Source organism: Pseudomonas migulae, assembly GCF_024169315.1.
GTDB lineage: Bacteria > Pseudomonadota > Gammaproteobacteria > Pseudomonadales > Pseudomonadaceae > Aquipseudomonas > Aquipseudomonas migulae_B.
Window position 1 is genome coordinate 3,638,390 of sequence record NZ_JALJWR010000001.1, and the last position, 24,448, is coordinate 3,662,837.

21 protein-coding genes are annotated in these 24,448 nt (G+C 60.1%); 8 read left to right on the top strand and 13 right to left on the bottom strand.

Annotated elements, in window-relative coordinates:
- Positions 1-17 precede the first annotated feature (17 nt).
- Positions 18-632: a TonB family protein gene (locus tag J2Y86_RS16700; protein WP_253433555.1), complete on the bottom strand. Its 615-nt coding sequence runs from the start codon at positions 630-632 to the stop codon at positions 18-20.
- A 329-nt stretch (positions 633-961) separates the two neighbouring features.
- On the opposite strand from J2Y86_RS16700, the gene glpT reads away from it, so the two are divergent.
- Positions 962-2,311 carry a glycerol-3-phosphate transporter gene (gene glpT / locus J2Y86_RS16705; protein WP_253433558.1) on the top strand — a complete coding sequence of 450 codons (1,350 nt, stop codon included), beginning with the start codon at positions 962-964 and terminating at the stop codon, positions 2,309-2,311.
- Here the strand turns inward: glpT and J2Y86_RS16710 are convergent.
- The 7 genes from J2Y86_RS16710 to J2Y86_RS16740 all read right to left on the bottom strand — a co-directional run bounded on the left by J2Y86_RS16710 (position 2,287) and on the right by J2Y86_RS16740 (position 10,452).
- Positions 2,287-2,955, bottom strand: coding sequence for a gamma-glutamylcyclotransferase (locus J2Y86_RS16710; RefSeq protein ID WP_253433561.1), 669 nt, complete (start codon positions 2,953-2,955; stop codon positions 2,287-2,289). The two genes, glpT and J2Y86_RS16710, sit on opposite strands and share 25 nt — an antisense overlap.
- A gap of 220 nt (positions 2,956-3,175) precedes the next feature.
- A complete protein-coding gene (locus tag J2Y86_RS16715) occupies positions 3,176-4,144 on the bottom strand; it encodes a CDP-6-deoxy-delta-3,4-glucoseen reductase (protein WP_253433564.1) in 969 nt (322 codons plus the stop codon).
- On the bottom strand, positions 4,144-5,610 hold the full coding sequence (gene ubiD, locus J2Y86_RS16720) for a 4-hydroxy-3-polyprenylbenzoate decarboxylase (RefSeq protein ID WP_084320292.1): 1,467 nt from the start codon (positions 5,608-5,610) through the stop codon (positions 4,144-4,146). Before ubiD ends, J2Y86_RS16715 begins: the two co-directional genes overlap by 1 nt.
- A gap of 80 nt (positions 5,611-5,690) precedes the next feature.
- Entirely contained in the window at positions 5,691-7,646 is a 1,956-nt protein-coding gene (locus J2Y86_RS16725) for an acyltransferase family protein (protein ID WP_253433566.1), read from the bottom strand.
- Positions 7,647-7,785: 139 nt separating this feature from the next.
- The gene (rho, locus tag J2Y86_RS16730) at positions 7,786-9,045 is read right to left on the bottom strand and encodes a transcription termination factor Rho (RefSeq protein WP_007942421.1); all 1,260 of its coding nucleotides are present in this window, start codon (positions 9,043-9,045) and stop codon (positions 7,786-7,788) included.
- 249 nt (positions 9,046-9,294) lie between these two features.
- Positions 9,295-9,624 (bottom strand): thioredoxin TrxA, encoded by a 330-nt coding sequence (gene trxA, locus J2Y86_RS16735; RefSeq protein ID WP_003206727.1) that lies wholly within the window; start codon positions 9,622-9,624, stop codon positions 9,295-9,297.
- A 120-nt stretch (positions 9,625-9,744) separates the two neighbouring features.
- Positions 9,745-10,452, bottom strand: a complete 708-nt coding sequence (locus J2Y86_RS16740; RefSeq protein WP_253433569.1) for a FadR/GntR family transcriptional regulator — start codon at positions 10,450-10,452, stop codon at positions 9,745-9,747.
- Positions 10,453-10,708: 256 nt separating this feature from the next.
- On the opposite strand from J2Y86_RS16740, the gene J2Y86_RS16745 reads away from it, so the two are divergent.
- From J2Y86_RS16745 to ppx, 5 genes are all read left to right on the top strand, one after another.
- Entirely contained in the window at positions 10,709-11,494 is a 786-nt protein-coding gene (locus J2Y86_RS16745) for a transporter substrate-binding domain-containing protein (protein WP_253433572.1), read from the top strand.
- A 21-nt stretch (positions 11,495-11,515) separates the two neighbouring features.
- A complete protein-coding gene (locus J2Y86_RS16750) occupies positions 11,516-12,184 on the top strand; it encodes an amino acid ABC transporter permease (RefSeq protein ID WP_253433576.1) in 669 nt (222 codons plus the stop codon).
- Positions 12,181-12,831, top strand: coding sequence for an amino acid ABC transporter permease (locus J2Y86_RS16755; protein ID WP_253433579.1), 651 nt, complete (start codon positions 12,181-12,183; stop codon positions 12,829-12,831). Before J2Y86_RS16750 ends, J2Y86_RS16755 begins: the two co-directional genes overlap by 4 nt.
- Entirely contained in the window at positions 12,818-13,555 is a 738-nt protein-coding gene (locus J2Y86_RS16760; RefSeq protein ID WP_253433583.1) for an amino acid ABC transporter ATP-binding protein, read from the top strand. Before J2Y86_RS16755 ends, J2Y86_RS16760 begins: the two co-directional genes overlap by 14 nt.
- A gap of 234 nt (positions 13,556-13,789) precedes the next feature.
- The gene (gene ppx / locus J2Y86_RS16765) at positions 13,790-15,292 is read left to right on the top strand and encodes an exopolyphosphatase (RefSeq protein WP_253433587.1); all 1,503 of its coding nucleotides are present in this window, start codon (positions 13,790-13,792) and stop codon (positions 15,290-15,292) included.
- 237 nt (positions 15,293-15,529) lie between these two features.
- On the opposite strand, the gene ppk1 is transcribed toward ppx, so the two are convergent.
- Positions 15,530-17,752: a polyphosphate kinase 1 gene (ppk1, locus tag J2Y86_RS16770; protein WP_253433590.1), complete on the bottom strand. Its 2,223-nt coding sequence runs from the start codon at positions 17,750-17,752 to the stop codon at positions 15,530-15,532.
- Positions 17,753-17,770: 18 nt separating this feature from the next.
- Positions 17,771-18,784, bottom strand: a complete 1,014-nt coding sequence (gene hemB, locus J2Y86_RS16775) for a porphobilinogen synthase (protein ID WP_253433593.1) — start codon at positions 18,782-18,784, stop codon at positions 17,771-17,773.
- A 207-nt stretch (positions 18,785-18,991) separates the two neighbouring features.
- Here hemB and J2Y86_RS16780 point away from each other — a divergent pair, with 207 nt between their 5' ends.
- Positions 18,992-19,624, top strand: a complete 633-nt coding sequence (locus J2Y86_RS16780) for a DedA family protein (RefSeq protein WP_253433595.1) — start codon at positions 18,992-18,994, stop codon at positions 19,622-19,624.
- Here J2Y86_RS16780 and J2Y86_RS16785 read toward each other — a convergent pair.
- Entirely contained in the window at positions 19,605-20,840 is a 1,236-nt protein-coding gene (locus tag J2Y86_RS16785) for a sterol desaturase family protein (protein WP_253433599.1), read from the bottom strand. The two genes, J2Y86_RS16780 and J2Y86_RS16785, sit on opposite strands and share 20 nt — an antisense overlap.
- A gap of 115 nt (positions 20,841-20,955) precedes the next feature.
- On the opposite strand from J2Y86_RS16785, the gene elbB reads away from it, so the two are divergent.
- Positions 20,956-21,624, top strand: coding sequence for an isoprenoid biosynthesis glyoxalase ElbB (gene elbB / locus J2Y86_RS16790; RefSeq protein WP_253433602.1), 669 nt, complete (start codon positions 20,956-20,958; stop codon positions 21,622-21,624).
- A 117-nt stretch (positions 21,625-21,741) separates the two neighbouring features.
- Here elbB and J2Y86_RS16795 read toward each other — a convergent pair whose 3' ends face one another.
- Positions 21,742-22,197, bottom strand: coding sequence for a YaiI/YqxD family protein (locus tag J2Y86_RS16795; RefSeq protein ID WP_253433606.1), 456 nt, complete (start codon positions 22,195-22,197; stop codon positions 21,742-21,744).
- Between the two features lie 110 nt (positions 22,198-22,307).
- On the bottom strand, positions 22,308-24,206 hold the full coding sequence (locus J2Y86_RS16800) for an FTR1 family protein (RefSeq protein ID WP_253433610.1): 1,899 nt from the start codon (positions 24,204-24,206) through the stop codon (positions 22,308-22,310).
- Positions 24,207-24,448: the final 242 nt, after the last annotated feature.

Here is a 24,448-nt window from a genome sequence, read left to right on the forward strand (position 1 = left end):
GCGCTCCTGGTTTTCAGTTAAAGCAACTCTTGAATTTCCTTCGGTAGAAAACGCACGTACCGGGTTGCCTGATGCGTATTACAACGCTGCACAATGGAAGGCACGCTTTTGTTGAGCTTGGCGATGAGCGCCAGACGTTCCGCCTCCGGTAACTGCGTAGGCGAAAGGGAGTGCGTCAGATAGCTGCGGGTCCAGTTGAACACCGGCATGTCCACCCACGAGAAATCTGCGAGCTGCAGCGCTCCTTTGGCGACATCACCACAACTCAACTGCTTCAACTCCTCGTTGGCGTGAATCGGCAGATTGTCGTCCAGTCTGAAAACCATTGGCGCGACCACCTGGATTTCTGCAGGCCGCTCAGGGGAAATTTCCCAGGGTTTGTATCGCCATTGGCTCACCGCCATTCGGGAGGCTTCGACAAAGTCGGGATCCGCATCTTTTGAAGCCACCACATGACTGACCGACCCGTCGGCATGGGCGGTGAAATTGACACGCACCATACCCGTAATACCGGCCCGATAAAGTGCCACCGGGTAAACCGGCTTGGGATTGTTCTCCGGAATCAGAAACACCTCGCCAGCCCTGACTTCGATGGACGAAACCAGCAAAACCGCCAACACAAACCACCGCATACACCCCACTCCTTCGCGACTGAAAAGCCAGACCTGGCAACAGCACAAAGGTTAAAGCCCGATCACTTTTTACATAACGCCGCGACTTCCCATTCAAACGAAGGACATTTCCCAAAGCCCCGCCCTACTTCGGACAGAACCGCGTCATCAAGGATCGTCAGGTAACAATTCCCACAGCGTCCTTCATTTATACCTGAGCGACATGTTCGTAAAAGAACATGCGATCTCCAACATTTCCGCTGTTTGGTCGATGCGAACCGGTGCTATTTTCGGTAATGAAACTGTAACATTCGCATCCGCAGTCAAAACAAGAAATCTGGAGCTCTTGAATGTTTGCTTTCTTTCGTCCTGCCGCACATCAGGCTCCATTGCCTGAAGAAAAAATAGACAGCGCCTACCGACGCCATCGCTGGCAAATCTTCGCCGGCATATTCATCGGTTACGCGGGTTACTACCTGCTGCGCAAAAACTTCTCGCTGGCCATGCCCTATCTGATCGAAGAGGGTTATACCCGCGGTGAGCTGGGCCTGGCGTTGTCGGCCATTGCTATCGCTTACGGCTTGTCCAAGTTCCTGATGGGCATTGTCTCCGACCGTTCCAATCCGCGCTTCTTCCTGCCATTCGGCTTGCTGGTGTCGGCCGGCGTGATGTTCATTTTCGGCTTCGCGCCCTGGGCCACGTCCAGCGTGACCATCATGTTCATCCTGCTGTTTATCAATGGCTGGGCTCAGGGCATGGGTTGGCCGCCGAGCGGACGGACCATGGTGCACTGGTGGTCGCAGAAGGAACGCGGTGGCGTGGTGTCGTTGTGGAACGTGGCGCATAACGTGGGCGGTGGCCTGATCGGCCCGCTGTTCCTGCTGGGTATGGGCCTGTTCAATGACTGGCACGCAGCGTTCTATGTGCCGGCTGCAGTGGCCATGGGCGTCGCGGTGTTTGCTTTCGCCACCATGCGTGACACCCCGCAATCGGTCGGCCTGCCGCCGATCGAGAAGTACAAGAACGACTACCCGGAAGGCTACGACGCCAGTCACGAAGAAGAATTCAGCGCCAAGGAAATCTTCGTCAAATACGTGCTGCGCAACAAAATGCTCTGGTACATCGCCATGGCTAACGTCTTTGTCTACCTGCTGCGCTACGGCGTGCTGGACTGGGCACCGACCTACCTCAAGGAAGCCAAGGGCTTCAGCGTGGACAAAACCTCGTGGGCCTATTTCCTCTACGAGTGGGCAGGTATTCCCGGGACACTGTTGTGCGGCTGGATGTCGGACAAGATTTTCCGTGGCAACCGTGGCCTGACCGGCATGGTGTTCATGGCGCTGGTCACCGTGGCGACGCTGGTCTATTGGCTCAACCCGGCCGGCAACCCGACGGTCGACATGATCGCGCTGATCTCGATTGGCTTCCTGATCTACGGTCCGGTGATGCTGATCGGCTTGCAAGCGCTGGAACTGGCACCGAAGAAAGCCGCCGGTACGGCTGCGGGCTTCACCGGCCTGTTCGGATACCTGGGTGGTTCGGTCGCGGCCAGTGCAGCCATGGGCTACACCGTGGACCATTTCGGCTGGGACGGCGGTTTCATCTTGCTGATCGGTGCGTGCCTGCTGGCGATGGCGTTCCTTGCGCCAACCTTGTGGCACAAGCAAGTCGCCAGTCAGACCCGCGAAGCCATCGCCTGATCGGCTTTTGATTTGCAGCGCTTGAGCCGCGCCTCCAGATTCCGGTCTGGCATGGCGTGGCTACGCAGGGCGTTGGCGGTCTGCTCGACATAATCGCGAGTGGTGCCGTAACGCCCGCAAGCGTTTTCGAACACATGGCTCAGCACATGATCCGGCAAGTTGCCGGCATAGCTGGGCAGGTGTCGCTCCAACACGAATCCCAACGCCTGAACCTGGCTTCCGTCTTCGAGACGGCAGTTGAGCCAATGTGGGCGATAAGACGGAAATGGCATTTCGCGCTGCCACAAGGCATACAGCGAAGCTTCGAGTTGTTCTTCGGGCAAACGGTAAGCGAAGCCGCTGCAAGAACCGCCGCGATCCAGGCCAAACACCAGCCCCGGTACTTCCGGCGTGCCGCGATGTTCGTGGGACCACAGATACAAACCGCGATGATAGCCGTGCACCCGGCCGCGAACGCGTTCAACCGCCGCGCACTCAGGGCGCCAGATCAGCGAGCCATAAGCGAATAGCCAGACCGGCCCACCCTTGTGACGCGCCATGGTCGACTGCATCGAACTGAGCAATTGCTCGTGCGTAAGCTGCGGCCCCAGATCGAGCCGCGGAGGGTAAGGCAGATTCAAAAAAGCAGATTCAATGGCGCTCATGGCGAATAGCGTTCAGCTCCCCGCGGGTAATCAATTACTTAATAGAACGCACCGCTGTAACAATAAGGCACATATGTTTTAAGGCAATTTAAGTGCCATGGCACAGTTTTAGATAATTGCCTGAATGACATATAACCTACCGGTATTTATATTATTTTATAAATACCGATCGGCTATATATGGAGTTATAACGATTGAGCGCGTGATTCCAGATCGAGGCTCAAGAGCGCGGCGCGTACGCAAACACATCCGCGCGCATCTGATGAGCATCCATACCGGCTTCGACCAAGGCATCCAGCGTGCCGTAGACCATCGCCGGAGAACCGCTGGCGTAGACATGCAGCGCTTTCAGATCCGGGAAATCTTCACACACCGCCTCATGCAGCATCCCGCAGCGTCCCTGCCAGTTACATTGATCACTGACGACTTTATGCAGGAACAGATTGGGCAGTTTCAGCCATTCATCCCAATGTTCGATCTCATAAAAGTCTTCAGGACGGCGCACGCCCCAATACAGATGCACCGGATGTTTGAAGCCCGAGGCCCGGCAATGTTCGATCAGGCTGTGGATCTGGCCCATACCGGTGCCCGCAGCGATCAACACCAACGGCCCGTCCGGCAATTCCGCCAGGTGGGTATCACCGAACGGCATCTCGATCCGCACCATGGAATTGCGCTGAAGTTGCTCAATCAGGCCCAACGCACTGCTTTCGCGCGCCAGCACGTGGATTTCCAGATCGCGGCCGCTGTGGGGCGCCGAGGCCAGGGAGAAGGCGGATTTCTCGCCGTTTTCCCGCTCGATCAGCAAATACTGACCGGCGTGATAACGCGGCGGCTTGCCCGCCGGTGCTCGCAGACGCACGCGCCAGGTATCGCCGCCGACGTCCCTGCACTCAATGACCTGACATGACAAGCTGCGCACCGGCAATTCTCCCAGCGCGAGCACGCCATCCCACAGCACGATGCAGTCTTCCAGCGGCTCTGCTATGCAAGTGTAGAACTCGCCGTGGTCGCGCACATTGCCGGCCTGCTCGACCCGTCCTTCCACCAGCAGCGCGGCGCACACGTGGCAATTGCCGTTGCGGCAGCTTTGCGGGCATTCATAACCCAGACGCCGTGCGCCATCGAGAATCCGCTCGCCGGGCAGAATCTCAAGCACTGCTCCGGAGGGCTGCAAGGTTACACGCATCAATCTATTCCTAACTGGTTCCAGATGGCATCGATCCGCTGGGTTACGGCATCATCCTTGACGATCACCCGGCCCCACTCGCGGGTGGTTTCGCCCGGCCATTTATGCGTGGCATCGAGCCCCATTTTCGAACCCAGGCCGGAGACCGGTGAAGCGAAGTCGAGGTAGTCGATCGGCGTGTTGTCGATCATCACCGTGTCGCGCTTGGGGTCCATGCGCGTGGTGATGGCCCAGATCACGTCGTTCCAGTCACGTGCGTTGATATCGTCGTCCGTGACAATAACGAACTTGGTGTACATGAACTGTCGCAAAAACGACCAGACACCGAGCATTACCCGCTTGGCATGGCCGGGATACGACTTCTTCATGGTCACGATGGCCATGCGGTACGAGCAACCCTCGGGAGGCAGGTAGAAGTCGGTGATCTCCGGGAACTGCTTCTGCAGGATCGGCACGAACACTTCGTTCAGCGCCACGCCGAGGATCGCCGGCTCATCCGGCGGACGGCCGGTGTAGGTGCTGTGGTAGATCGGCTTGATCCGATGGGTAATGCGCTCGACGGTAAACACCGGGAAGCTGTCGACTTCGTTGTAGTAACCGGTGTGGTCGCCGTACGGACCTTCGTCCGCCATTTCGCCCGGGTGGATCACGCCTTCGAGGATGATTTCGGCGGTGGCCGGCACCTGCAGGTCGTTGCCGCGGCACTTCACCAGTTCGGTGCGGTTACCGCGCAGCAGGCCGGCGAACGCGTATTCGGAAAGGCTGTCCGGCACCGGCGTCACGGCGCCAAGAATGGTCGCCGGGTCGGCACCGAGCGCCACGGACACCGGGAACGGCTGGCCCGGATGCTTCTCGCACCACTCGCGATAATCCAGCGCGCCGCCACGGTGGCTCAGCCAACGCATGATGACCTTGTTGCGACCGATCACTTGCTGACGGTAGATGCCGAGGTTCTGGCGGTCCTTGTTCGGACCTTTGGTAACGGTCAGGCCCCAGGTGATCAGCGGGGCAACGTCGCCCGGCCAGCAGGTCTGCACCGGCAGCATCGCGAGGTCGACGTCGTCGCCCTCGATGACCACTTCCTGGCAGACCGCGTCTTTGACGACCTTGGGCGCCATGGCGATGATCTTGCGGAAGATCGGCAGCTTCGACCAGGCGTCCTTCAACCCTTTCGGTGGCTCGGGTTCCTTGAGGAACGCCAGCAGCTTGCCGATCTCGCGCAATTCGCTGACCGCTTCGGCGCCCATGCCCATGGCCACCCGCTCCGGGGTGCCGAACAGGTTGCCCAGAACCGGGATGTCGTAGCCGGTGGGGTTCTCGAACAATAACGCCGGGCCTTTGGCCCGTAGCGTGCGGTCGCAGACTTCCGTCATCTCCAGCACTGGAGAGACGGGAATCTGGATGCGTTTCAACTCTCCGCGCTGCTCAAGTTGCTGCACGAAATCCCGAAGGTCCTTGAATTTCATTGAAGATGCCACCCCGAAAATAGGCGTACATCCTACCTGCTCTGACGGCCAAACAGCAGTCCGTCAGTGCGCAGCAGCGATCAATTGTGATTTGCGCCCAGCAACACCGGAGCAAACAACGGACTCAGCCGGGCACTGCCGGTGTCCGATAGATGATCCTCGTCCTTGTACTGCGAATGGCCATTGACCTCGATGCTGCAGACCCGGTCCGCACACATCAGCGGCGCAGGATCGATGACATGCACGCCGGGGTCGGCGGCGCTCATCGAGTCAAACAGGCTGCTGAGAAAATGCTGGCGAGCCAGGTGCTCTTCGAGCGGACGCCCCAGACCCTCGGCCGAACGCCCGACCCGGGCGAGGCTGGTCAATCGGCTGATGGTGCCCTTGCGCTGCAGCGGTACTTCCTTGAACAGCCAGACTTGCGCGCCCGCCTCCCTGATCGCCGCCACCCGTGCCTTGAGCGCTGCTGACATGCGCGCCTCGGCCTGGGCGGTGTTGTCGTGCGGGTTGAGCAAGACCTTTTTGTCGCCGTCCTCGCGCCCGTAAACGTAAAGACTCCAGTTGGATGCCAGCACCACATCCTTGATCTGCAGGCGGCGCACCTGCTCCATGGTTTGTTCGTTGAAGTCCTTGCAGCGCTGGCGCGGGTCGTCACTGAGGATCGGCGGACAGGCGCTCATGCTGTAAAGCCACACCGGGCGCCCCTCACGCTTGGCACCATTTTCGATCGCGGGCATCAGGGCCGCGGCGTGGCTGTCGCCCCAAATCATTCGGGTCGCCGGGACCTCCTGGTTGCCACCGAGCAGACAGGCCTTGTCGAACTTCTTGTTCTTGGTCACCAGCATGCATTTCATCTGCCCGGCGCGCCATTCCCTAGCCTGCGCGTATTCCAGCGCTTTGCCGGTCAGGCGTTGCGGGAAACCGTCCTGCGAACGTACGACGGTACCCGTCACCGCGAGGACCGCCATCGCCATCAAGCCGCCAACCAGCACGGGCTTGCGACCGGCCAGCAGGCGTTTTTCACGGAACGGCAGCTCGACGAAGCGCCAGCTCAACCACGCCAGGCCCAGCGCCAACAATATCCAGCCAGCCGCTTCCCAGGGCTGAATGCCGTCGATCGAAATGGCATTGGCATAGACGTAGACCGGCCAATGCCACAGATAGAAGGAATAGGAGAGCAAGCCGATCCAGACGAACCCGCGAGCACTCAACAGCTGGCCGGCCCAGGTCGAACCCTGCCCGCCCGACCAGATCAGCGCAGTGGCACCGAGCACCGGCAGCAAAGCCGCCCAACCCGGGAACACCGTGGTTCGGTCAAAGGTGAAAACCGCCACCAGCACAGCCACCAATCCGGCCGCACCAACAGACTGAGCGAGCCAAGGCCGAGCCGCGTGTTTGCGCGCTGGCAAGACCGCCAGCATGGCGCCGCACAACAACTCCCAGGCCCGTGTCGGCAGCGAGAAGAACGCCAAGTCGGGTTTGCGATCGATGTAAGCGATGTTCAGCCCGAAAGACACCAGCAGCACGGCAAACAGCATCCAGCGCCAATGGCGAACATGGCGCATCAACAACACCATCAACAGCGGAAAGAAGATGTAGTACTGCTCTTCAACGGCCAGGGACCAGGTATGAAGTAACGGTTTCAAGTCCGACGCCGGCTGAAAATAGCCGTCTTCATGCATGAACAGAATGTTTGAAATGAACAGCGACTGATAACGAACCGTCCTTCCCAACTCGGAGAAGTCCTTGGCCGTCAGCAGCAACCAGCCCAGTGCCAACGTGACCAACAGCACCACGCTCAGCGCCGGAATGATGCGTCGTGCACGGCGCGCCCAGAAATCGACGAAGCTGAAACGCTGCGCACTGATGTCGCGAAACAGGATGCTGGTAATCAGGAATCCGGAAATGACAAAGAAAACATCGACACCGACGAAACCACCGCTGAACGTGTTGAAACCAAAATGAAAGAGTACGACCGGAATAACGGCCAGAGCCCGCAATCCGTCAATGTCACGGCGACTGCCAAATGTATGCATAACGTCCCTTGTCGTATCCGATACAAAAACGATCCGAAAGGGACATCGTGGCGCCATGAAAGTTATCAATCAAGACACAAATCTCATGCACAAAAAAAAGCGCCCGGTTAGGGGCGCCTTTTTTGCAGCGGACTGCGTGTTACTTGCGTTTCATCGACAGGAAGAACTCGTCGTTGGTCTTGGTCGTTTTCAGCTTGTCGACCAGGAACTCGATGGCGGCGATTTCGTCCATCGGGTGCAGCAGCTTGCGCAGGATCCACATGCGCTGCAACTCGTCGTCGGCCGTCAGCAACTCTTCGCGGCGGGTGCCGGAACGGTTGATGTTGATGGCCGGGAAGACGCGTTTTTCAGCGATACGACGATCCAGCGGCAGTTCCATGTTGCCCGTGCCTTTGAATTCTTCGTAGATCACTTCGTCCATCTTCGAGCCGGTTTCAACCAGCGCGGTGGCGATGATGGTCAGCGAACCGCCTTCTTCGATGTTCCGCGCGGCGCCGAAGAAACGTTTCGGTTTCTCCAGGGCGTGGGCATCGACACCACCGGTGAGCACTTTGCCGGAGCTCGGGATCACGGTGTTGTAGGCGCGAGCCAGACGGGTGATGGAGTCGAGCAGGATCACCACGTCTTTCTTGTGTTCGACCAGGCGCTTGGCCTTCTCGATCACCATTTCGGCAACCTGCACGTGGCGGGTCGGCGGCTCGTCGAACGTCGAGGCAACCACTTCGCCGCGCACGGTGCGCTGCATTTCGGTCACTTCTTCCGGGCGCTCGTCGATCAGCAATACGATCAGGTGAACTTCAGGATTGTTACGTGCGATGTTCGCTGCAATGTTCTGCAGCATGATCGTTTTACCGGCTTTCGGCGGTGCAACGATCAGACCGCGCTGGCCTTTGCCGATCGGGGCGCACAGGTCGATGACACGACCGGTCAAGTCTTCGGTGGAACCGTTGCCGGCTTCCATCTTCATGCGCACCGTCGGGAACAGCGGGGTCAGGTTCTCGAAGAGAATCTTGTTTTTCGCGTTCTCGGGACGATCGTAGTTGATCGTGTCGACCTTGAGCAGCGCGAAATAACGCTCGCCTTCCTTCGGAGGGCGGATCTTGCCAACGATGGTGTCACCGGTGCGCAAGTTGAAACGGCGGATCTGGCTCGGCGAGACGTAGATATCGTCCGGGCCGGCGAGATAGGAAGCGTCAGCGGAGCGCAGGAAGCCGAAGCCGTCCTGGAGAATCTCCAGCACGCCATCACCGGAGATTTCCTCGCCGCTTTTCGCGTGCTTCTTGAGCAGGGAGAAAATCACGTCCTGCTTGCGCGAACGGGCCATATTTTCTATGCCCATCTGTTCGGCCAATTCGAGCAGTTCGGTAATCGGCTTTTGCTTGAGTTCAGTCAGATTCATATAGGAATGACGTAATCATTTATGGAGGGGGGGAAATTAAGCTTTTGGCTTAATGAGGCCGCGCCGCAGAGAAGGCGACAGGATCGCGTACTTATTCGAAAAGGAGTGCGTCGGCGACGGCTAGCAGGGGGCAATGGAGAAACCAGTGCGGGGCCGAATGTACCACCTGAGTTTCGGAGCGTCTAGCCCTCAATAACGAAAAAGCCCCGCAATATGCGGGGCCTTTTTTCGGACACTTTACAGCGACGCTTAGATGTTGGCGTCGAGGAAAGCAGCCAGTTGCGACTTCGACAGTGCGCCGACCTTGGTCGCTTCAACGTTGCCGTTCTTGAACAGCATCAGGGTCGGGATACCACGCACGCCATGCTTGGCCGGGGTTTCCTGGTTTTCGTCGATGTTCAGTTTGGCAACGGTCAGCTTGCCTTTGTAGGTTTCAGCAATCTCGTCCAGAACAGGAGCGATCATTTTGCAAGGGCCGCACCATTCAGCCCAGTAGTCGACCAGTACAGCGCCTTCGGCCTTGAGTACGTCGGCCTCGAAGCTAGCGTCGCTAACGTGTTTGATAAGATCGCTGCTCATGGAAGTCTCCAGGTTGTAAGCAAAAAAACGTGGCCCATCATAGCCGCCCTTCCCTCGTTCAGGAAGGTGCAGATGATTGAGTCTCGCTATGGTGGTGCATGAGTTTGGGTATAGCTCAAGTCAGGACGTGGCGGGAGCGACGAAGGCAATCCCGGTGCGCAGGGCGGCGTTGCGCACATGCTCGTGCATGGCCTTCTGCGCCGCCGCAGACGAGCGCCGAGCCAGCGCGCGGAGGATTTTGCGGTGCTCCTGCCAGGTTTCCATGGCCCGCTCTACCCGGATGAACGGTAGCTTCTGGCTCTCCAGAAAGAGGTCGGCACTGGCGCTCAAGATGCTCAGCATCGCCTGATTGCCGCTGGCCCGCAGGATGCATCGGTGAAATTCGAAGTCCAGCCGCGCCGCCGCCTCGAAATCACCCGCCTTCAATTCATTGCGCATCGCGGCGACGTTGTCCTCCAAGGCATCGAGCTCATCGGTGCTCAACGTCACGGTAGCCAGCCCGGCGGCAAAACCTTCAAGGGCGTAGCGCAACTGGAAGATATCCAGCGGCGACGCCTGGGTTGCGAATGGCCAGCCCGGCGCGGCATCGGATCGAGGCAGGTCCACGGGGGCCTGCACGAATACGCCCTTGCCCGGCTGAATGCTGATCACACCCAACGCACTCAATGACGACAACGCCTCCCGCAACGACGCGCGACTGACCCCCAGTTGAACCGCCAGATCCCGTTGCGAAGGCAAGGCATCCCCCGGCCCGAAGCCTTGCTCGTTGATCAATTGACGGATGGCTTGCAGCGCCACTTCCGGTACCGCTCGGGAGATCGAATTCATGGTTTTTCAGACGAACCAGGCGAATGAGCGGCTAGTTTTAAAGCTATTCGCGGCGCCCGGCAAGTCGTGCCCCACCAGGGTTCGGCGATGACCCAAGATGCGCTATCAAAGTGCGAAACGCCGCCCGACTGTTCAGACCAGTAAGACCGAGCAACGCCAGTAAAACCGTGGCTTCGGACCGTTAAACCCTGATGTTGGCATGCCCCGTGCTCTGTCGATCCGCAGAAATCATTCCTCGCCGATCCGGAGTTTTGCCATGACCCTGCGTTACAGCGCCCTCCTCGCTTCCCTGTTTGCCAGCCTGCTGCTGAGTCAGGCTCCCGCCCACGCCGACGGCCTGGAAGACGTGGTCAAACGCGGCACCCTCAAGGTGGCCGTGCCTCAGGACTTCCCGCCGTTCGGCTCGGTCGGCCCGGACATGAAACCCCGCGGCCTCGATATCGACACCGCGAAACTGCTGGCCGACCAGCTCAAGGTCAAACTTGAACTGACGCCGGTCAACAGCACCAACCGCATCCCTTTCCTCACCACCGGCAAAGTGGATCTGGTGATTTCCAGCCTCGGCAAGAACCCCGAACGCGAGAAAGTCATCGACTTCTCCAGCGCCTACGCGCCGTTCTACCTGGCAGTGTTCGGTCCGCCTGATGCCGATATCAAAGGCCTGGACGACCTCAAGGGCAAAACCATCAGCGTCACCCGTGGCGCCATTGAAGACATCGAGCTGACCAAGGTTGCCCCCGAAGGCGTGACCATCAAGCGTTTCGAGGACAACAACTCGACCATCGCCGCTTACCTCGCAGGGCAAGTCGACCTGATCGCCAGCGGCAACGTAGTGATGGTGGCGATCAGCGAGAAAAACCCGAAACGCGTGCCGGCATTGAAAGTGAAGCTCAAGGACTCACCGGTCTACGTTGGCGTAAACAAGAACGAGCCGGCCTTGCTGGGCAAGGTCAACCAGATCCTCGCCACCGCCAAGACCGACGGCGCGCTGGAAAAGAATTCACAGACCTGGCTCAAAGAGCCGCTGCCGGCCGATCTCTGATCGTCGCCCGGGAGACTTGATATGGCTTATCAGTTCGACTTCATACCGGTGGTGCAAAACACCGACCTGCTGTTGCGCGGTGCGCTGTTCACCCTTGAGCTGACGGCCATCGGCGCGGTACTCGGCGTGGGCCTGGGTATCGTCGGGGCGCTGGTGCGGGCGTGGAACATCCGCCCGTTCTCGGCGATTTTCGGTGTCTACGTCGAGTTGATCCGCAACACACCGTTTCTGGTGCAGCTGTTTTTCATCTTCTTCGGTTTGCCATCGCTGGGTGTGCAGATTTCCGAATGGCAGGCCGCGGTGCTGGCGATGGTGATCAACCTCGGGGCTTATTCCACGGAAATCATTCGCGCCGGCATTCAAGCGATTCCTCGCGGCCAACTGGAAGCCGCGGCTGCGTTGGCGATGACCCGGTTCGAAGCCTTCCGTCACGTAATCCTGCTGCCGGCGCTGGGCAAAGTGTGGCCGGCGCTGAGCAGCCAGATCATCATCGTCATGCTCGGCTCGGCGGTCTGTTCGCAGATCGCCACCGAAGAGCTGAGTTTTGCCGCCAACTTCATTCAGTCGCGCAACTTCCGCGCCTTTGAAACCTACGCCCTGACCACGTTGCTCTATCTGTGCATGGCGCTGCTGATCCGGCAGCTGCTGAACTGGATCGGTCGCCGATTCATTGCAAGGAGCAGCCAATGAGCGATTTCACCTTCTGGGACGTCGTGCGCAACCTGCTCACAGGCCTGCAATGGACGCTGGCGCTGTCGCTGGTGGCGTTTATCGGCGGCGGGTTGATCGGCTTGCTGATCATGGTCATGCGCATTTCGAAAAAATCCCTGCCGCGCAGTTTCGCCCGCACCTACATCGAGCTGTTCCAGGGCACGCCACTGCTGATGCAGCTGTTTCTGGTGTTCTTCGGCGTGGCGCTGGCCGGCGTGGAGATTTCGCCGTGGATGGCGGCGGCGATTGCCTTGACGCTGTTCACCAGCGCTTACCTGGCGGAGATCTGGCGCGGTTGCGTCGAGTCGATCCCCCACGGCCAGTGGGAGGCCTCGTCGAGCCTGGCACTCAACCCGCTGGAGCAACTGCGCTACGTGATCCTGCCGCAAGCGCTGCGTATTGCGGTGGCACCGACCGTGGGGTTCTCGGTGCAAGTGGTCAAAGGCACCGCCGTCACCTCGATCATAGGCTTCACCGAACTGACCAAGACCGGCGGCATGCTCGCCAACGCGACCTTCGAACCGTTCATGGTCTACGGCCTCGTGGCCCTCGGTTACTTCCTGCTCTGCTACCCCTTGTCCCTCAGTGCGCGCTATCTGGAAAGGAGACTGCATGCCTCTGCTTAGAATTTCCGCCCTGCATAAATATTACGGCGACCACCATGTGCTCAAAGGCATCGACCTGAGCGTCGAGGAAGGCCAGGTGGTGGCGATCATCGGCCGCAGCGGCTCGGGCAAATCGACGTTGTTGCGCACGCTGAACGGTCTGGAGTCGATCAACGACGGGGTGATCGAGGTCGATGGCGAATACCTCGACGCCGCCCGTGCCGATTTGCGCAGCCTGCGGCAGAAGGTCGGGATGGTGTTCCAGCAGTTCAACCTGTTCCCGCACCTGACCGTGGGCGAAAACGTGATGCTCGCGCCGCAGGTGGTGCAGAAAGTGCCCAAGGCCAGAGCGGCGGAGCTGGCGCGGGAGATGCTGGAACGGGTCGGGCTGGGGGAGAAGTTTGATGCTTTCCCGGATCGATTGTCCGGCGGGCAGCAACAGCGGGTAGCGATTGCCCGGGCGCTGGCGATGTCACCCAAGGTGTTGCTGTGCGACGAGATCACCTCGGCGCTGGACCCGGAGTTGGTCAATGAAGTGCTGAGCGTGGTTCGGCAACTGGCCAAAGAGGGTATGACACTGATCATGGTGACCCATGAGATGCGTTTTGCCCGGGAGGTAGGGGATAAGTTGGTGTTCATGCATCTGGGCAAGGTGCATGAGGTGGGGGATCCGAAGGTTTTGTTCGCAAATCCCCAGACGGCGGAGTTGGCGAACTTCATCGGTACGGTGGAAGCGACAGCCTGAAGGTTCTTGAGGGCCTGTGATGGCCTCATCGCGGGCAAGCCCGCTCCCACAGGGTTCTATGTTGAAACAGGATGGTGCGTTCGACGCAAAACCTGTGGGAGCGGGCTTGCCCGCGATTGACCGCGCAGCGGTCACTGGCATTACTGCGCAGGATCAAGGGTTTGAACACTGCGCGTTGGCGTCAGCGTTTGATCGTGGCACGATGTCAGGGTTATCGACCGAGACCCCCTGACCATGCCGCAATCCCAAGCCAAGAATCTGTCCCTGATCGCCGCAATCGACCTGGGCTCCAACAGCTTTCACATGGTCGTGGCCAAGGCCCAGAACGGCGAAATCCGTATTCTCGAGCGTCTCGGGGAGAAGGTTCAGCTGGCCGCCGGCATCGACGATGAGCGCAAGCTCAGCGAAGAATCCATGCAGCGCGGGCTCGATTGCCTTAAGCGCTTTGCCCAACTGATCAACGGTATGCCCCCGGGCGCCGTGCGGATCGTCGGCACCAACGCCCTGCGTGAAGCCCGCAACCGCAACGAATTCATCCGCCGCGCCGAAGAAATTCTCGGCCACCCGGTGGAAGTCATCTCCGGTCGTGAAGAAGCGCGCCTGATCTACCTCGGCGTGTCCCACACCCTCGCCGACACCCCGGGCAAGCGCCTGGTGGCCGACATCGGCGGCGGCAGTACCGAATTCATCATCGGCCAGCGCTTTGAACCGCTGCTGCGCGAAAGCCTGCAAATGGGCTGCGTCAGCTACACCCAGCGCTATTTCAAGGACGGCAAGATCACCCCGGCCCGCTACGCCCAGGCGTATACGGCGGCGCGGCTGGAGATCATGAGCATCGAACACGCCCTGCACCGCCTGACCTGGGATGAAGCCATCGGCTCCTCGGGTACCATCCGCGCCATTGGCCTGGCCCTGAAGGCCGGCGGTCATGGCTCGGGCGAGGTCAACGCCCCAGGCCTGGCCTGGCTCAAGCGCAAGCTGATCAAACTCGGCGACGTCGAGAAAATCGACTTCGAAGGCATCAAGCCTGACCGCCGGGCGATTTTCCCGGCCGGCCTGGCAATCCTCGAAGCGATCTTCGATGCCCTCGAACTCCAGCGCATGGACCACTGTGAAGGCGCCCTGCGTGAAGGCGTGCTCTATGACCTGCTGGGCCGTCATCATCACGAAGACGTCCGTGAGCGCACGCTCAGCTCGCTGATGGAGCGCTATCACGTCGATCTGGAACAAGCGGCGCGGGTCGAGCGCAAGGCGCTGCATGCGTTCGATCAGGTGGCCGAGGACTGGGAGCTGGATGACGGCGTCTGGCGCGAGTTGCTGGGTTGGGCCGCCAAGGTCCATGAGGTAGGCCTGGACATCGCTCACTATCAGTATCACAAACACGGTTCGTACCTGATCGAGCATTCGGACCTTGCCGGATTCTCCCGCGAAGACCAGCTGATGCTCGCGCTACTGGTGCGTGGTCACCGGCGCAATATTCCCAAGGACCGGTTTGCCGATTTCGGCGACGACGGCATCAAGCTGATTCGCCTGTGCGTGCTGCTGCGCTTTGCGATCCTGTTCCATCACATCCGCGGCACCCAGGAAATGCCTCAGGTGGTGCTGCGGGCCAACGGCCACAGCCTGGATGTGCTGTTCCCGGAAAACTGGCTGGACGAAAACCAGCTGACCCAGGCTGACTTCGCGCTCGAAGCGGAGTGGCTGACGCGGGTGGGCTTCACGCTGAACGTCCGCTAACGCCCACTCTGTGGTGAGGGGGTTCTGTGGCGAGGGGATTTATCCCCGTTCGGCTGCGAAGCAGTCGTGAAGTCGGTGAATGCGGTCTGCCTGATGTACCACTGTGGCAGTTTTGGGGGCCGCTTCGCAGCCCAACGGGGATAAATCCCCTCGCCACAGAACCCCCTCACCACAGGTATCCAGCTAAAAAAAAATGGCGATCCGCAGGGATCGCCATTTTTTTATGCAGCGTACGGGCTAGCGCACAGCCAGAATCGGACTGCCCAACCGCTCCAGCAACGTGGCCTGCGCGCTGCGCGGGTTCTGGTTGCCGGTCGGCGTGTTGCGGATGTAACGACCGTCCGCCTGCAGGCTCCAGCTGTGGGTGTTGTCGGTCAGGTAAAGCTCCAGCTCTTTCTTGACCCGCATGATCAGCTTCTTGCCTTCCACCGGGAAGCAAGTCTCGACGCGTTTGTCGAGGTTGCGCTCCATCCAGTCGGCGCTGGACAGGAACATCTGCTCGTCACCGCCATTGAGGAAGTAGAAGACCCGCGTGTGTTCCAGGAAGCGACCGATGATCGAGCGCACATGAATGTTGTGCGAAACCCCGGCGATGCCCGGACGCAGGCAGCACATGCCACGCACCACCAGATCGATGCGCACCCCGGACTGACTGGCCTTGTACAGCGCGCGGATGATCTTCGGATCGGTCAGCGAGTTGAACTTGGCGATGATGTGCGCCGGTTTGCCGTCGAGGGCGAACTGAGTCTCGCGGGCAATCATGTCGAGCATGCCCTTCTTCAGCGTGAACGGCGCGTGCAGCAGCTTCTTCATGCGCAGGGTTTTACCCATGCCGATCAGCTGGCTGAACAGTTTGCCGACGTCTTCGCACAAGGCGTCGTCCGAGGTCAGCAAGCTGTAGTCGGTGTACAGACGGGCGTTGGCCGCGTGGTAGTTACCCGTACCCAAATGCGCGTAACGCACGATCTCGCCGGCTTCACGACGCAGGATCAGCATCATCTTGGCGTGGGTCTTGAAGCCGACCACGCCGTAGATCACCACCGCACCGGCCGCTTGCAGACGGCTGGCCAGTTGCAGGTTGGACTCTTCGTCGAACCGCGCGCGCAATTCGATCACCGCGGTGACTTCCTTGCCGTTACGCGCCGCGTCGACCAGCGCATCAACGATTTCCGAGTTGGCGCCGGAGCGGTACAGGGTCTGCCGGACCGCCAGTACATGCGGGTCCTTGGCAGCCTGGCGCAGCAAATCGACGACCGGCGTAAACGACTCGAACGGGTGCAGCAGCAGGATGTCCTGCTTGCTGATCACGCTGAAAATGTTCTCGCTGTTCTGCAGCAATTTCGGGATCTGCGGGGTGAACGGCAGGTATTGCAACTCGCGCTGGCTGTCGAGGCCGGTGATGCTGAACAGGCGGGTCAGGTTGACCGGACCGTTGACCTGGTACAACTCGGTCTCGTGCAGGTTGAATTGCTTGAGCAAGTAATCGGACAGGTGTTTCGGGCAGGTATCGGCCACTTCCAGACGCACCGCGTCACCGTAGCGACGGGAGAACAACTCACCGCGCAGGGCGCGGGCCAGGTCTTCGACGTCTTCGGTGTCGACGGCAAGGTCGGCGTTCCGGGTCAGACGGAACTGGTAGCAGCCCTTGACCTTCATGCCCTGGAACAGGTCATCGGCGTGCGCGTGGATCATCGACGACAGGAATACATAGTTGTCGCCAGGGCCGCCGACTTCTTCCGGCACCTTGATAACGCGCGGCAACAGACGCGGTGCCGGGATGATCGCCAGGCCGGAATCGCGACCGAAGGCGTCGATGCCTTCGAGCTCGACGATGAAGTTCAGGCTCTTGTTCACCAGCAACGGGAACGGGTGCGTCGGATCGAGGCCGATCGGGGTGATGATCGGGGCGATCTCGTCGCGGAAATAACGGCGGACCCAGGTCTTGAGCTTGGTGGTCCAGTAACGGCGACGGATGAAGCGGACCTGATGTTTCTCCAGTTCCGGCAACAGAATGTCGTTGAGGATCGCGTACTGGCGGTCGACGTAACCGTGCACCAGTTCGCTGATCCGGGCCAGGGCCTGGTGCGGCTGCAGACCATCGGCGCCGGCCTGTTCACGGGCGAAGGTGATCTGTTTCTTGAGGCCGGCCACACGAATTTCGAAGAACTCATCCAGGTTGCTGGAGAAAATCAGCAGGAACTTCAGCCGCTCCAGCAACGGGTAGGACTCGTCCAGCGCCTGTTCCAGCACGCGGATATTGAACTGCAGTTGCGAGAGCTCGCGATGGATGTACAGGCTGCTGTCATCCAGGCCCGGAACGACAATCGCTGGCGCCGCCGGCGCGGTTTCGACCACTACCGCGGGTGGAGCAGGCTCCAGCACCGGTGGGGTTTCGTCGATTTGCTCCACCACAGGTTGAGCCTCTTGTACTGCAACTTCAGTGAGTCCTTCGGTATTCATCGAATGTTCCTGGGAGGGCTATTTTTGCTCTCGTAACAGTTGAGCAGCACGTACGGCAAAGTAAGTCAGGATGCCATCAGCGCCTGCACGTTTAAAAGCGGTCAGGGATTCGAGGATAACCCCTTCGCTCAACCAGCCATTCTGGATCGCCGCCATGTGCATGGCGTATTCACCGCTGACCTGATAGACAAAGGTCGGCACTTTGAATTCTTCCTTGACCCGGTAAAGGATATCCAGGTACGGCATGCCTGGCTTGACCATGACCATGTCCGCGCCTTCTGACAAGTCCGCCGCCACTTCGTGCAGGGCTTCGTTGCTGTTGGCCGGGTCCATCTGATAGGAGGCCTTGTTGGCCTTGCCCAGGTTCAGCGCCGAACCCACCGCATCGCGGAACGGGCCGTAATAGGCGCTGGCGTACTTCGCCGAATAGGCCATGATCCGCACGTTGACGTGATCGGCCAGTTCAAGGGCTTCGCGGATCGCCTGAATACGACCGTCCATCATGTCCGACGGGGCCACCACCTGAGCGCCGGCTGCGGCGTGGGACAGGGCCTGCTTGACCAGCGCATCGACGGTGATGTCGTTCTGCACATAGCCTTCTTCGTCGAGGATGCCGTCCTGACCGTGGGTGGTGAACGGGTCCAGCGCGACGTCGGTGATCACGCCCAGCTCAGGAAACTGCGCACGCAGGGCGCGGGTGGCGCGCTGGGCAATGCCTTCAGGGTTCCACGCTTGCGCGGCGTCCAGCGACTTGAGTTCGGGCGGCGTGACCGGGAACAGCGCCACAGCCGGAATGCCCAGCTCGACCCACTTGGCCGCTTCTTCCAGCAACAGGTCGATGGTCAGGCGTTCAACGCCAGGCATCGAAGCCACCGCTTCACGACGGTTTTCACCGTCCAGCACGAACACCGGCAGGATCAGGTCATCGACGGTCAGGACGTTTTCACGAACCAGTCGACGCGAGAAATCATCACGTCGGTTACGACGCAGGCGGGTTGCAGGAAACAAACGGTTGGCGGGGGTAAAGCTCACGGCAGACTCCTGAGCCCGCGCTAACGGGCGAGCGTGACAGTTATAAGCGGCCATTATGACGACTGTATGACAGTTATGTGCACCCTGTGACAGGTAGTCGCATTCCATTCTCCGTGTAGGAAATGTTCACGTCGAGACACATTTGGACACTTTCATGAATGTGCACGAAGGGTTAGGCTGCGCGTTCATTTCGCCAGCACCCAGACAATGCTCCAACAATTTCTGCATGACTTCGGCTACTTTGCCCTTTTTCTCGGCACGTTCTTCGAAGGCGAAACCATTCTGGTGCTCGCGGGCTTCCTCGCGTTCCGTGGATACATGGACATCAACATGGTGGTGGTCGTGGCTTTTTTCGGCAGTTATGCCGGCGATCAGCTGTGGTACTTCCTGGGACGCAAGCACGGCCGCAAGTTGCTGGCGCGCAAGCCACGCTGGCAGATGATGGGCGACCGGGCACTGGAACATATCCGCAGACACCCGGACATCTGGGTGCTGAGCTTCCGCTTTGTCTACGGCTTGCGCACGGTGATGCCGGTGGCGATCGGCCTGTCAGGCTATCCGCCAGGACGCTACTTGCTGCTGAACGGGATTGGTGCAGCGATCTGGGCAAGCGCCCTGGCCGCCGCCGCTTATCACTTCGGCGCGGTACTCGAAGGCATGCTGGGCAGCGTCAAGAAGTACGAGCTGTGGGTGCTCGGCGCCCTGCTGGTGCTGGGCGTCGTGCTGTGGCTGCGTCGTCGCTTCAAGAATGCCCGCCTGGCGAAGCAGGTCTACGCCGACGAGCAGGCCTTGAAAGCCGAACAGGCCAAGGCCGCCGAGGTCAAGACGCCAACCGAGTGAAGCGGTTTCTGCAACAGTAGAGACCGATTCCGCTGAGCAGGCTGTAACTCAGCAGGCCGACCCAGCCCACCGCGCTGGCCGGCCACAGCCCGACCATCGGCGCGAGCCACACCAGCGGCACATTCGATGCCAGGCGCAGCAGCTCCAGCTTCAACGCCCACGGGCGATTCTCCAGGGCCACGCCCAACGTAAACAAACCTAATGCCACCGCACTCCAGCCGAGCACCAACGCGGCGGTCGGCAGCTGCGGCTCGAAGTTCATCAAGTAACTGCCAAGCGCGATGTAGACGCAGAACTGCAGCAGGACGTAAATCTGCTGACGCCCGTCCAGCGGCACTTCGAATTTGCGGAACTGGCTCAGGTCCGGCTTGTTCATCGGGTACTTCGCGGCCACATCCGCCGGACGCCAGCCGGTGCGCATGAACCAGATCCGCAGCTTGTCCCACGTGCTTTCAGCCCGTCGCGCGTCATCCCACAGCTGCGCGTAAAACTGCACGTTTGCCCACAACGGATTCCAGCTCGCCAGCGGCGTGGTCACGCCGAAAATCACCGGTTCGTTGTCGTCTTCTTCCTGGAACGAGCCAAACAGACGGTCCCAAATAATGAACACCCCGCCGTAGTTGCGATCCATGTAGAGAGCGTTCTGTGCATGGTGGGCCCGATGATTGGACGGCGTGACGAAGAACCACTCGAACCAGCCAAGCTTGGGAATGTGCCGCGTATGCACCCAGAATTGATACAGCAGGTTAAGCGCCGCGACGCTGATGAACACCAGCAGCGGCACACCGAGCACGGCCATCGGCAGGTAGAAAATCCAGCTCAACAGAAACCCGGTACTGGTCTGGCGCAACGCCGTGGAGAGGTTGTAGTCCTCGCTCTGGTGATGCACCGAATGCGCCGCCCAGAGGATGTTGCGTTCATGGCCCATGCGATGCAGCCAGTAGTAGCAGAAGTCATAGAGGACGAAGGCAAATACCCAGACCCAGACGCTGTCGGCCGAGAGCTCGAACAGCGCCAGGTGCTTGAGGGCAAATGCGTAGGTCACCAGCCCCACACCCTTGGTCAACAGGCCCGTGGTGGTGGAGAGCACGCCGGTGCTGATGCTGTTGATCGCGTCGGCCAGCCGATAATTGCTCACCCCGCGCCAACGGTCGGCCAGCAGTTCGACGGCAATCAGCACAAAGAAGAACGGCACCGCATACAGAATGAAGTCCATGACGCGCCCTGATCGGAATCTTGAGGACAGATCCTATGTTTAGCCGCGAATTAACCCTATGGCAACGAGTGACAAATTAGTGGACATTTAACGCCATGAATCTGGAGAAAAACCCATGAGCAAAAAAATTGCAGTGATCCTTTCCGGCTGTGGCGTCTACGACGGCGCCGAGATCCACGAAAGTGTGATCACCCTGCTGCGCCTGGACCAGCGTGGCGCTCAGGTGCAGTGCTTTGCCCCCAACATCGCGCAGTTGCATGTGATCAACCACCTGACCGGTGAAGAAATGCCCGAGTCACGCAATGTGCTGGTCGAATCGGCGCGGATCGCCCGGGGCAACATCAAGGATATCCGCGAGGCCGACGTCGAGGATTTCGACGCGCTGATCGTGCCGGGTGGTTTTGGCGCGGCGAAGAACCTGTCGAACTTCGCGATCGAAGGCGCTGGCTGCACGGTGCAACCGGAGGTCCTGGCGCTGGCTGAAGCGTTCGCTGAAGCGGGCAAACCGGTCGGGCTGATCTGCATCTCCCCGGCGCTGGCCGCGAAGATTTATGGGCCGGGTGTCAAATGCACCATCGGCAACGATGCTGACACTGCAGCGGCCATGAACAAGATGGGCGCGACCCATGCGGACTGCGCGGTGACAGACATCGTCGAAGACAAGGCGCGAAAACTGGTGAGCACTCCGGCGTACATGCTGGCGCAGAGCATCAGCGAAGCAGCGTCGGGCATCAACAAACTGGTCGACCGCGTCCTCGAACTCACCCACGAAAACGACGCTTAACGCGGTCAAAATGTGGGAGCGGGCTTGCTCGCGAAGGCATTGTGTCAGTCGACATCAATGTTGAATGTCAGGGCCCCTTCGCGAGCAAGCCCGCTCCCACATTGGTCCGAGTGAGGTTCAGGATTTTCGGGTTAGTCGGGTAAGAATCCGGTCCAGCGCATTGGCAAACGCCTGCTTCTCGCGATCACCAAACGGTGCCGGGCCGCCGCTCATCTGCCCCTGCTCGCGCAGGTCGGTGAACAGATTGCGCACCGCCAGCCGGTCGCCCATGTTCTGTGCATCAAACTCCTTCCCCCGAGGGTCCAGCGCTGCCACACCTTTCTTGACCAGTCGATCCGCGAGCGGTACGTCGCTGCAGATCACCAGTTCACCGGGCACCGCGTGCTCGACCAGATAATCGTCCGCCGCATCCGGGCCACTGGGCACCACGATCAGCTTCACCAACGCCAACCCCGGCTTGATCTGCGGCTGCCCGGCCACCAACACCACTTCGAACTGGCGCTTGAGGGCGAACTTCACCACCAGATCCTTGGCCGCCCGAGGACAGGCGTCGGCATCGATCCACACACGCATTGGGTTTTCCTCCCTTTGAAAAGCTTCGCGGGCAAGCCTCGCTCCTACAGGTTATACACAATCCTGTGGGAGCGAGGCTTGCCCGCGAATATGAGCGCAGCGAATGCTTTTCAGGAAACCGAAACCCGCCGTTTCTCCGCCATCCAGCTACGCCCATACAACACAATAATCGCAAGGATCGCCACCGCCTGAGCACTCAGCGAATACGCATCCGCGTGAATGCCCAGCCAGTCGAACTCAAAGAACGGCACCGGCCGCGTGCCGAAGATCCCGGCTTCCTGCAAGGCTTTCACGCCGTGTCCGGCAAACACCACCGACAACGCGCACAACAGAGCGGCGTTGATACTGAAGAACAACGACAGCGGCAGTTTCGCCGAACCACGCAGAATCACCCACGCCAGACCCACCAGCAGCACCAGCGCCGTGGCACCGCCGGCCAATACCGCGTTGTGCCCCGCTGGCCCGGCCTGCAGCCACAAGGTTTCGTAGAACAGAATCACTTCAAACAGCTCGCGATACACCGAGAAAAACGCCAGCGTCGCAAAGCCGAAACGCCCGCCGCCGCCCACCAGGCTGCTCTTGATGTAATCCTGCCAGGCCGCCGCGTGGCGACGGTCGTGCATCCACACGCCGAGCCAGAGCACCATGACCGCGGCGAACAACGCCGTCGCGCCCTCGAGCAATTCACGTTGCGAACCGCTGACATCGATCACATAAGCCGCCAGCGCCCAGGTCGCCAGACCGGCCACCAGTGCCAGGCCCCAACCGACGTTGACACTGCGCACCGCCGATTGCTGGCCGGTGTTGCGCAGGAACGCGAGGATCGCCGCCAGCACCAGGATCGCTTCGAGACCTTCGCGCAGCAGAATCAACAGACCGGAGATGTAGCTCAGCGACCAGCTCAGGCCATCACTGCCAAGCAGGCCGGCGGATTCCTTCAACCTGGTTTTGGCCGCATCCAGACGCTGCTGGACCTCGGCCACCGGCAAGCCATCCTGCAACGACTGACGGTAAGCCATCAGGGATTTTTCAGTGTCTTTGCGCACGTTGGCGTCGACGTTGTCCAGGGAGCTTTCGACCAGTTCGAAACCTTCCAGGTACGCCGCCACCGACAGGTCATAGGCCTGATCGTGATCGCCGGCGCGATAGGCCGCGACGCTCTTGTCCAGGGTTGCAGCGGTGTAGTCGAGCAGTTGCGCCGGGCCACGCTTGACCTGCGGCGGCTGAGAACGCTGGGCGCGGAAGGTCGCTGCCGCTTGCGGGCCTTCAGCGGCCAGCACTTCGGCCGGGGTCTGACGGGCGAGGTCGGCGATGTTGTAGGTTTTTTCGGATTTTGCCGCGGCCGGGTCAGCACTGAAACTGGCGATGTAAGTGGCGAGATCCCAACGCTGACGGTCATCCAGCTGATCGGCGAAGGCCGGCATGTCGGTGCCTTCCACGCCCATCCCCAAGGTGTTGTAGATCGCGTAGAGGCTCAATCGGTCCTGGCGCGCGGCATCGCGCAGATTGGCGGGCGGCGGCGTCAGACCGACACCGGCCGGGCCATCGCCGGCTCCCGCATCGCCATGGCAAACCGAACAATGCTGGGCGTACAGCGGCGCTCCCCGGGTCGGATCCGGCGTAATGATCGGCGCCTGACTGACTTCATAGGTCACAGCCAGCTTCGCACCGAGCTGCCGAGCCTGACGGGCGACGTCCGCACCGTCCTGCCGGGCCGCGATGGCTTTGCGCAGCGTGCTGACGCCCTGCTCCAATCCGGCCTTTTCCGGCTTCTCCGGCATGGCGGCGATCAAGCCTTGCAACGCCTTGGTAAATTCCAGCTGCTCGCGGTATTCGGATTCATTGATGACCTTGCCCGCTTGCACAGACTCCGGGTAGTCGGCGCCGATGTAATCGAGCAAATGCAGCGCCTGCGGCGCGCCTTCCACGGTGTCGGCCAGCAGGTTGGAACTGCACAAGGCAAACAGCGGCAATACCAGCCAGGCCAGGAAACGGGACGGGGCAGTCATGAATGAATCTCAATTGGAAATACGAAGTAACACATTGTTCACTTCGAATGAGTTTCGCTCAAGCTTTGTTGTGTGAAACGCAGCATGGCGCTCCGGTTTGCGCTTTCGTCGGGTGATGGCACTTTCAAAAAAATGCAACCAAAAAGCCATTACGTCGCCACTATCCCTGTTTATAATGCCCCGCCTGCAATAGAGCGACATGGCATTCAAGCTCCTCCACCCAGGAGGAATTGGCAGGACGC

Coding starts and splice junctions, on each gene's coding strand:
- J2Y86_RS16780 (WP_253433595.1), top strand. CDS start 18,992: ATGCTCCAACAATTTCTGCATGACTTCGGCTACTTTGCCCTTTTTCTC.
- J2Y86_RS16795 (WP_253433606.1), bottom strand. CDS start 22,197: ATGCGTGTGTGGATCGATGCCGACGCCTGTCCTCGGGCGGCCAAGGAT.
- J2Y86_RS16745 (WP_253433572.1), top strand. CDS start 10,709: ATGACCCTGCGTTACAGCGCCCTCCTCGCTTCCCTGTTTGCCAGCCTG.
- ppx (WP_253433587.1), top strand. CDS start 13,790: ATGCCGCAATCCCAAGCCAAGAATCTGTCCCTGATCGCCGCAATCGAC.
- ppk1 (WP_253433590.1), bottom strand. CDS start 17,752: ATGAATACCGAAGGACTCACTGAAGTTGCAGTACAAGAGGCTCAACCT.
- J2Y86_RS16710 (WP_253433561.1), bottom strand. CDS start 2,955: ATGAGCGCCATTGAATCTGCTTTTTTGAATCTGCCTTACCCTCCGCGG.
- glpT (WP_253433558.1), top strand. CDS start 962: ATGTTTGCTTTCTTTCGTCCTGCCGCACATCAGGCTCCATTGCCTGAA.
- J2Y86_RS16725 (WP_253433566.1), bottom strand. CDS start 7,646: ATGCATACATTTGGCAGTCGCCGTGACATTGACGGATTGCGGGCTCTG.
- elbB (WP_253433602.1), top strand. CDS start 20,956: ATGAGCAAAAAAATTGCAGTGATCCTTTCCGGCTGTGGCGTCTACGAC.
- J2Y86_RS16740 (WP_253433569.1), bottom strand. CDS start 10,452: ATGAATTCGATCTCCCGAGCGGTACCGGAAGTGGCGCTGCAAGCCATC.
- J2Y86_RS16785 (WP_253433599.1), bottom strand. CDS start 20,840: ATGGACTTCATTCTGTATGCGGTGCCGTTCTTCTTTGTGCTGATTGCC.
- ubiD (WP_084320292.1), bottom strand. CDS start 5,610: ATGAAATTCAAGGACCTTCGGGATTTCGTGCAGCAACTTGAGCAGCGC.
- trxA (WP_003206727.1), bottom strand. CDS start 9,624: ATGAGCAGCGATCTTATCAAACACGTTAGCGACGCTAGCTTCGAGGCC.
- J2Y86_RS16800 (WP_253433610.1), bottom strand. CDS start 24,206: ATGACTGCCCCGTCCCGTTTCCTGGCCTGGCTGGTATTGCCGCTGTTT.
- J2Y86_RS16755 (WP_253433579.1), top strand. CDS start 12,181: ATGAGCGATTTCACCTTCTGGGACGTCGTGCGCAACCTGCTCACAGGC.
- J2Y86_RS16700 (WP_253433555.1), bottom strand. CDS start 632: ATGCGGTGGTTTGTGTTGGCGGTTTTGCTGGTTTCGTCCATCGAAGTC.
- J2Y86_RS16760 (WP_253433583.1), top strand. CDS start 12,818: ATGCCTCTGCTTAGAATTTCCGCCCTGCATAAATATTACGGCGACCAC.
- J2Y86_RS16750 (WP_253433576.1), top strand. CDS start 11,516: ATGGCTTATCAGTTCGACTTCATACCGGTGGTGCAAAACACCGACCTG.
- J2Y86_RS16715 (WP_253433564.1), bottom strand. CDS start 4,144: ATGCGTGTAACCTTGCAGCCCTCCGGAGCAGTGCTTGAGATTCTGCCC.
- rho (WP_007942421.1), bottom strand. CDS start 9,045: ATGAATCTGACTGAACTCAAGCAAAAGCCGATTACCGAACTGCTCGAA.